Annotated in this window: 7 protein-coding genes; 1 reads left to right on the top strand and 6 read right to left on the bottom strand. The window is 70.7% G+C overall.

Features of this window, described 5'->3' with window-relative positions; all coding sequences use genetic code 11:
* Window positions 1-56: 56 nt before the first annotated feature.
* Genes ACOADB_RS18445 through lipB form a run of 5 tightly spaced genes read right to left on the bottom strand, consistent with a single transcriptional unit; the run spans window position 57 to window position 4,543 of the window.
* Window positions 57-773, bottom strand: a complete 717-nt coding sequence (locus ACOADB_RS18445; protein ID WP_378601666.1) for a DUF4191 domain-containing protein — start codon at window positions 771-773, stop codon at window positions 57-59.
* Window positions 774-789: 16 nt separating this feature from the next.
* Window positions 790-1,734, bottom strand: a complete 945-nt coding sequence (lipA, locus tag ACOADB_RS18440) for a lipoyl synthase (RefSeq protein WP_378601665.1) — start codon at window positions 1,732-1,734, stop codon at window positions 790-792.
* A gap of 50 nt (window positions 1,735-1,784) precedes the next feature.
* Window positions 1,785-2,810, bottom strand: a complete 1,026-nt coding sequence (locus ACOADB_RS18435; RefSeq protein ID WP_378601663.1) for a hypothetical protein — start codon at window positions 2,808-2,810, stop codon at window positions 1,785-1,787.
* A complete protein-coding gene (locus tag ACOADB_RS18430) occupies window positions 2,807-3,733 on the bottom strand; it encodes an ABC transporter ATP-binding protein (RefSeq protein ID WP_378601661.1) in 927 nt (308 codons plus the stop codon). The genes ACOADB_RS18435 and ACOADB_RS18430 overlap by 4 nt, the downstream gene beginning before the upstream one ends.
* A 54-nt stretch (window positions 3,734-3,787) precedes the next feature.
* Window positions 3,788-4,543 (bottom strand): lipoyl(octanoyl) transferase LipB, encoded by a 756-nt coding sequence (lipB, locus tag ACOADB_RS18425; RefSeq protein WP_378602079.1) that lies wholly within the window; start codon window positions 4,541-4,543, stop codon window positions 3,788-3,790.
* A 41-nt stretch (window positions 4,544-4,584) separates the two neighbouring features.
* Between lipB and ACOADB_RS18420 the strand changes: the two genes are divergently transcribed.
* Window positions 4,585-5,199: a hypothetical protein gene (locus tag ACOADB_RS18420; protein WP_378601659.1), complete on the top strand. Its 615-nt coding sequence runs from the start codon at window positions 4,585-4,587 to the stop codon at window positions 5,197-5,199.
* On the opposite strand, the gene ACOADB_RS18415 is transcribed toward ACOADB_RS18420, so the two are convergent.
* Window positions 5,148-6,056, bottom strand: a complete 909-nt coding sequence (locus tag ACOADB_RS18415) for a TIGR01777 family oxidoreductase (protein ID WP_378601657.1) — start codon at window positions 6,054-6,056, stop codon at window positions 5,148-5,150. The two genes, ACOADB_RS18420 and ACOADB_RS18415, sit on opposite strands and share 52 nt — an antisense overlap.
* Window positions 6,057-6,268: the final 212 nt, after the last annotated feature.

Genomic DNA, 6,268 nt, shown 5'->3' with positions numbered 1-6,268 from the left:
CTCGAGACGGTTGCTGCGCAACCTCCTCGACCAACGGTGGCGGTCGGCGCGAAGGGTCAGCGGCCGCGGAGGTTGCCGCGCTGGCCCTTCATCGAGTTCGGGACCGGGCCGCGGGGGATCGGGACCTTGGGGCGCTGGGCGTCCAGGGCGCGCAGGCGCTGGCGGAGCTCGGTGATCTCGGCGGGCTTGACCTGGCGACCGAGCTTCTGGACGTGGCGGACCAGCTTCTTCAGCGGGACCTGGCCCTCGTCGTTGCCGACGATGATCTCGTGCACGGGGAAGCCGCCGGCGACCCGCTCGTGCTTCTTGGCCTCGCTGATCATCAGGGGCTTGAGGCGGCCGACATTGCCCTCGCCGACCAGGACGATGCCCGGAGGGCCGACCACGCGGTGGACCATGTCCTGCTGCTTGGTGAAGCCGACGACCTCTTCGAGCACCCAGCCGCGACGCAGCATCGACAGGGCGCGGGCGGCGGCGCCGACCTGGCCCTCGAGCTGGGCGAACGCTGCCTTCTGGGCACGGCGGCCGAACACGATCGTGACGGCCAGCAGGCCGACCAGGAACGTCGCGAGGCCGGCAAGGATCCAGCTGAAGACCGAGTCGTTGTGCGGCAGCACGAAGCGGAAGAGCGCCAGGGCAAGGCCACCGGCGACCACGAAGGCGCCGATCATCCACCACAGGATGGGCTTGTCGACCTTGCGGGCCATCTTGTACGTCTCGACGATCTGCTTGCGGCGGCTCATCGTTGACGGGTCGAGAGGGGTGTTCGACATGGGTGCTGCTGTCTCCTCAGGCAGTGGCTTCTGCGGTCGCGCTGCGCGCGGACATCGCCTGACCGTACAACCGACCCGCACGGTACGACGAACGGACCAGCGGTCCTGAGAGGACTCCGGCGAATCCGATCTCCTCGGCCTCGGCCGCGAGCTCGACGAACTCCTCCGGCTTGACCCACCGCTCCACGGGGTGGTGGCGCAGCGAGGGACGCAGGTACTGGGTGATCGTGATCAGCTCGCACCCGGCGCCGTGCAGGTCGCGCAGGGCCTGCGAGACCTCCTCGCGGGTCTCGCCCATGCCGAGGATCAGGTTCGACTTGGTCACCAGCCCGAACGCGCGGGCCTGGGTCAGCACGTCGAGGGAACGCTCGTAGCGGAACGCGGGACGGATCCGCTTGAAGATCCGCGGCACGGTCTCGACGTTGTGGGCCAGCACCTCGGGACGGGACTCGAAGACTTCCTGCAGCAGCTCGGGGATGCCGTTGAAGTCGGGGATCAGGTTCTCGACGCCGGTGTCGGGGTTCATCTCGTGGATGACACGCACCGTCTCGGCGTACAGCCAGGCGCCGCCGTCGGGCAGGTCGTCGCGTGCGACGCCGGTGATGGTGGCGTACTTGAGGCCCATCTTCTGGACCGACTCGGCGACCCGGCGCGGCTCGTCGCGGTCCAGGGGTTCCGGCTTGCCGGTGTCGATCTGGCAGAAGTCGCAGCGTCGCGTGCACTGGTCACCACCGATGAGGAAGGTCGCCTCGCGGTCCTCCCAGCACTCGAAGATGTTGGGGCAGGCGGCTTCCTGGCAGACCGTGTGGAGGCCCTCGGACTTCACCAGCTTCTGCAGCGCGGTGTACTCCGGACCCATCCGGGCGGTGGTCTTGATCCACGACGGTTTGCGTTCGATCGGCGTCTCCGCGTTGCGTACTTCGAGTCGCAGGAGCTTCCGGCCATCGGGAACAGCAGTCACCTCGTCAGGGTACTCCGCACCCGATGCCGGACCGGCATCGCGCCGGGGCCCTACGGGACGTCGCGGCGACGGAACCAGAGCAGCGATGCGAGGCAGGACGCGCCGACCGCCGTACCGAGGACGCCGGCGCCCTGCGCGAAGGTCAGCGTGCGTTCCTCGGAGCAGTAGCCGTAGTCGCCGCCCATCTCCTCGATGGCCTTCTGCGAGCACGGCACCTCGGCGTAGTACTCGATGCCATCGGTGATCACCGCACCGACATTGAGCGCCGGGTTCCAGCGGTCACCCACGCCCAGCACGCCGAGCAGGATCCCGCCGGCCAGGGCGATGCCGAACAGGATGCCGAGCGTGGCCACGGTGCTGCGGAACAACATCGTCAGGGCGAACCCGAGCAGCGCCGCGACACCGGCGACGCCGGCCGCGCGCCAGCCCATCTGCAGGCAGTCGAGGAGTACGCCGTCGGGCAGTCGGTCACGCGATCGGGCCACCGCCCCGATCGCCAGCCAGTACGACGTCAGGACCACCGTCGCGAGCGCGACTGCCGTCCCGGTGACCACGAGCGCCTTGGCGAACCAGACACGGAGTCGTCGCGGCTCGAACAGCAGCTGGTTGCTCACCGAGCCGCTGGCCCAGTCGTGGCCGGTGAAGGTGGTGCCGAGGAGCATCATCGCCATCGCGAGGATCAGCGTGATCGCGATGCCGGAGCCGCTGTCGCGCTCCTGGGCGGGGTCGAGCTGCGAGGAGTAGAGGTAGTTCTCGAGCCGCGGCTCCATGTCGGACCGGCAGGCCTTCTCGGCCTCCTCCGACCCCGGGGCGATGTCAGGGGAGTAGCCACCCCATTCCTGGGGGTTGGCGACGCACTGCGTGACACCTTCCTCGAAACCGGGGTTGTTGCGCTCGGCCTCCATCTGCTGCTCGGCCTGGGCGATCTCGGCTGCCGACGGCGGGAGGGTGTCGATGACGAGGATGACGCCGATGATCGTCGGGACGATGAGGCAGGCGGCGACGAGGACCAGTGCGGCCCGGCGGTGCAGCAGCCGGCTCAGCTCGACGCGGACCAGGCGGAGGAAGGCGTTCATGAGTCGGCTCCGAGTCGCTCGGCGTCCGTCAGGGCGAGGAAGAAGGTCTCCAGGTCGGGCCGTAGCGGGGTCAGCTCCGTCAACCAGACGCCGGCCTCGCCGAGCACCTGGGTGATCCGCGCGGCGTCCTCGGTCTCGACCCGGATCGCGTCCTGCTCTGCGGTCGCGTCCAGCCCGGCCGCGCCGAGCACCTCCAGCGCCCGGCCGGCTTCCGGTACGACGACCCGGAACGCCGTACTGCTGCCGAGGAGGTCCTCGACGCGTCCGGATGCGAGCAGCTTGCCGTTGCCGATGATGGTGGCCGACGTACAGACCTGCTGGACCTCGGCGAGGATGTGCGAGCTCAGCAGCACGGTGACGCCGGCTTCGCCGAGGCTGCGGATGGTCTCGCGGATCTCGCGGATGCCGGCCGGGTCCAGGCCGTTGGTGGGCTCGTCGAGGATCAGCAGCTGCGGGTCCTTGAGCAGCGTCGCGGCGATCGCGAGGCGCTGCTTCATGCCGAGCGAGTACCCCTTGTAACGGTCCTTCTCGCGACCGTCGAGCTGCACCGTCGCGAGGGCTTCCTCGACGCGTGAGCGGGGTGCGCCGATCGCGTCCGCGAGCAGGCGCAGGTTGACCTGGCCGGTGAAGTTGGGGGAGAACTTCGGGGACTCGACCACCGCACCGACGCGGCCGATCACCTGGGGCAGCTTCTCGGGCACCGGCTCGCCGAAGAGCCGCATGGTGCCGCGCGTCGGGCGTGCGAGGCCGAGCAGCATCCGGATGGTCGTGGTCTTGCCCGACCCGTTCGGGCCGAGGAATCCGTGCACGCCGCCGCCGGCGGGAACCGCCAGGTCGAGGTTCTGTACGGCGACCCGCAGGCCGCCCTTGCGGGTACGGAACTCCTTGCGCAGTCCGCTGGTCTCGATGACGAGATCACTCACGTTGGCCCCTTGGGATCCGGTGGCCCGAGCGGCCAATAGATACCGAGTATAGGGTCAGCGGGCGGGGTAACTCAGGAGCGCCACGCCGCCGGTCTTCGCCGGGTCCGGGCGCGGCTCGTAGTCCGGTGTCGCCTCGTAGGGGCCCCACGCCAGCAATTCGCTGAAGTGTCGTCGTACCACGTCGAGGACCTCGGTGACGGGGACGTCGCGGCCGAGCTCCTGGCTGAGCGAGGTGACGCCGGCGTCGTTGATGCCGCACGGGACGAAGCGGTCGTACCAGCCGAGGTCGACGTCGCAGTTCAGCGAGAAGCCGTGCATGGTGACGCCGCGGCGGACCCGGATGCCGAGGGCCGCGATCTTGCGCTCGGGGCCGCGGTCGTCGGCCTTGAGCCAGACGCCACTGCGACCGGGAACGCGCGCGGTCGTCACGCCGAAGTCGGTGCAGACCGCGATCAGCGCCTCCTCGACACGGCGCACGTAGTCGACCACCTTGACGTGGTCGGGCAGCCGGACGATCGGGTAGCCGACGAGCTGGCCCGGGCCGTGGAAGGTGATCTGGCCGCCGCGGTCGACGTCGATGACGGCCGCGCCGCCCGGGTCCAGGGGCCGGTCCTGCGGGAGCGTGCGCTTGCCGGCGGTGAAGACGGGCGGGTGCTCGAGCAGCAGGACGGTGTCGGGCGTGGTGCCGGCGACGACCTTCTCGTGGACCTCCCGCTGGAGCTCCCACGCGGCCATGTACTCGAGTGCTTCGGCGCCGAGGCCGACCTCACGGAACTCCACGGTCCCGAGGTTACTCCGGTGCCTGTGGATGACCGGATGCACGTCCGCCCGATCTGGCGTAGGAACAGGGCATGCGGATCTCGGGATCGCGACGGCTCCTCGCGAGCACGGCAGTGCTGGTGGGCGTGCTGGTGGGCGTGCTGGTGGGCGTGCTGGTGGTGGGCGCGCTGGTCGTCGGAGCAGCGTTGCGCGGCGCCGCGCCGTCGGCGCCGCAGGTGAGGGCGCCCGCAGCCGTGGTGGCTCCCGAGGCCGCGACGGTGAGCGTGGTGCGCGCGGTCAGCTCGCTGGCGGTCCTCCGCGACTGGGACCGGGCCCGGGCGGCGGCGTGGTCGTCGGGTGATCCGGACGTGCTGGCCGGGCTGTACGTCGCCGGCTCCCGTGCCGGCGCGACCGACGTCGCCATGCTCCGGGCCTGGCGCGAACGCGGGTTGCGGGTCGAGGGGATGTCGATGCAGGTGCTCGCCGTGGAGCTGCGGGAGCGGAGCGAACGGCGGCTGGTGCTGGTCGTGACGGATCGTCTGGTCGGTGCAGTGGCCGTCACTTCGGGCGGGCGGCAGGCCTTGCCTCGTGACCAGGCGTCCACGCGGACGCTGGTGTTCCGCAGGACCGGCGGCCGGTGGTTGCTGGCCTCGGCTCAGGAGAGCCCGGTGGCGAGCACGGCGGCGACGTCCGGGTCCTCGAACTGATAGCCGAGGTCGAGCAGGGCCTGCGGGCGCAGGTTCATCGACCCGAGGACCTCGTCGGACATGGCGCCGGCAGCCACCTTCAGCACCGGCGACGGCACCGCGAAGAACGCCGGTCGGTGCACGAGACCGGCCAGGGTCCTGGTGAAGTCAGCGTTGGTCGGCGTCGTGGGGGAGCAGAGGTTCACTGGGCCGGACGCAGTCGGGTGCTCGACCAGGAAGGCCACCGCACCCACCCAGTCGCGCCGGGAGATCAGCGGGGTGTGCTGGTGCCCGTTGCCGAGGCGGCCGCCGAGTCCGGCCTTGAACTGCAGTCGCTGCTGCTGCAGCGGCGGATTGGTGCGGTCCTGGACCGGCGCCGTCCGGAGCAGTACGACGCGGGCGCCGGCGCCGATCGCCGGCTGGGCCGCCGCCTCCCACTCCCGGCAGACCCGGGTGAGCAGGGCGTGACCACGACTGTCGGAGGACTCGGTCAGCACCGCGGAGCCGTGGTCGCCGTACCAGCTGACGCCGGAGGCGTTGACCAGCGCGGGTGGCTCCGCGACGGCAGCGATCGTGGTGGCGATCGTGCTCGTCGTGGCGACGCGGCTGGTGCGCACGGCCTCGGCCCAGCTCTTCGAGTGCGGGTTGCCGATCAGGGGTGCGCCAGCGAGGTTGACGACCACGTCGGCCGCGCCGATCACGTCTGCGTCCACGACGCCGCCCTGCGGGTCCCACGTCGACTCACCCGGCCCGCGCGCCTCACGGCGAACCAGTCGGGTCACCTCGTGGCCGCGAGCCTCGAGCTCGGTGCATAGGTGGCTCCCGAGGAACCCGGACGAACCTGCGACGACGACGGACAGTCCTGCGGGCGTGGTCATGGTCAAACCCTCCCACCGCGCCCCAAGGCGTGCACGGGCGTGGCACCCTGTGGCGGCACCCATCCGAGGAGACCCATGCCTGTCGCACGTCCCCGCCGCCTGTCTCTGGTGGTCGCTGTCGTCGCCGTGCTCGCCCTGTCTGCCTGCAACGACGCCGAGAGCCCGAAGGCTGACCCGTCGGCTCCGACGACGGCGACCGGCGACGCACCCGA

Source organism: Nocardioides sp. CPCC 206348 (assembly GCF_048654705.1).
GTDB lineage: Bacteria > Actinomycetota > Actinomycetes > Propionibacteriales > Nocardioidaceae > Nocardioides.
The sequence above is the reverse complement of the archived record's forward strand: the minus strand, read 5'-3'. Positions and strand labels throughout refer to the sequence as shown.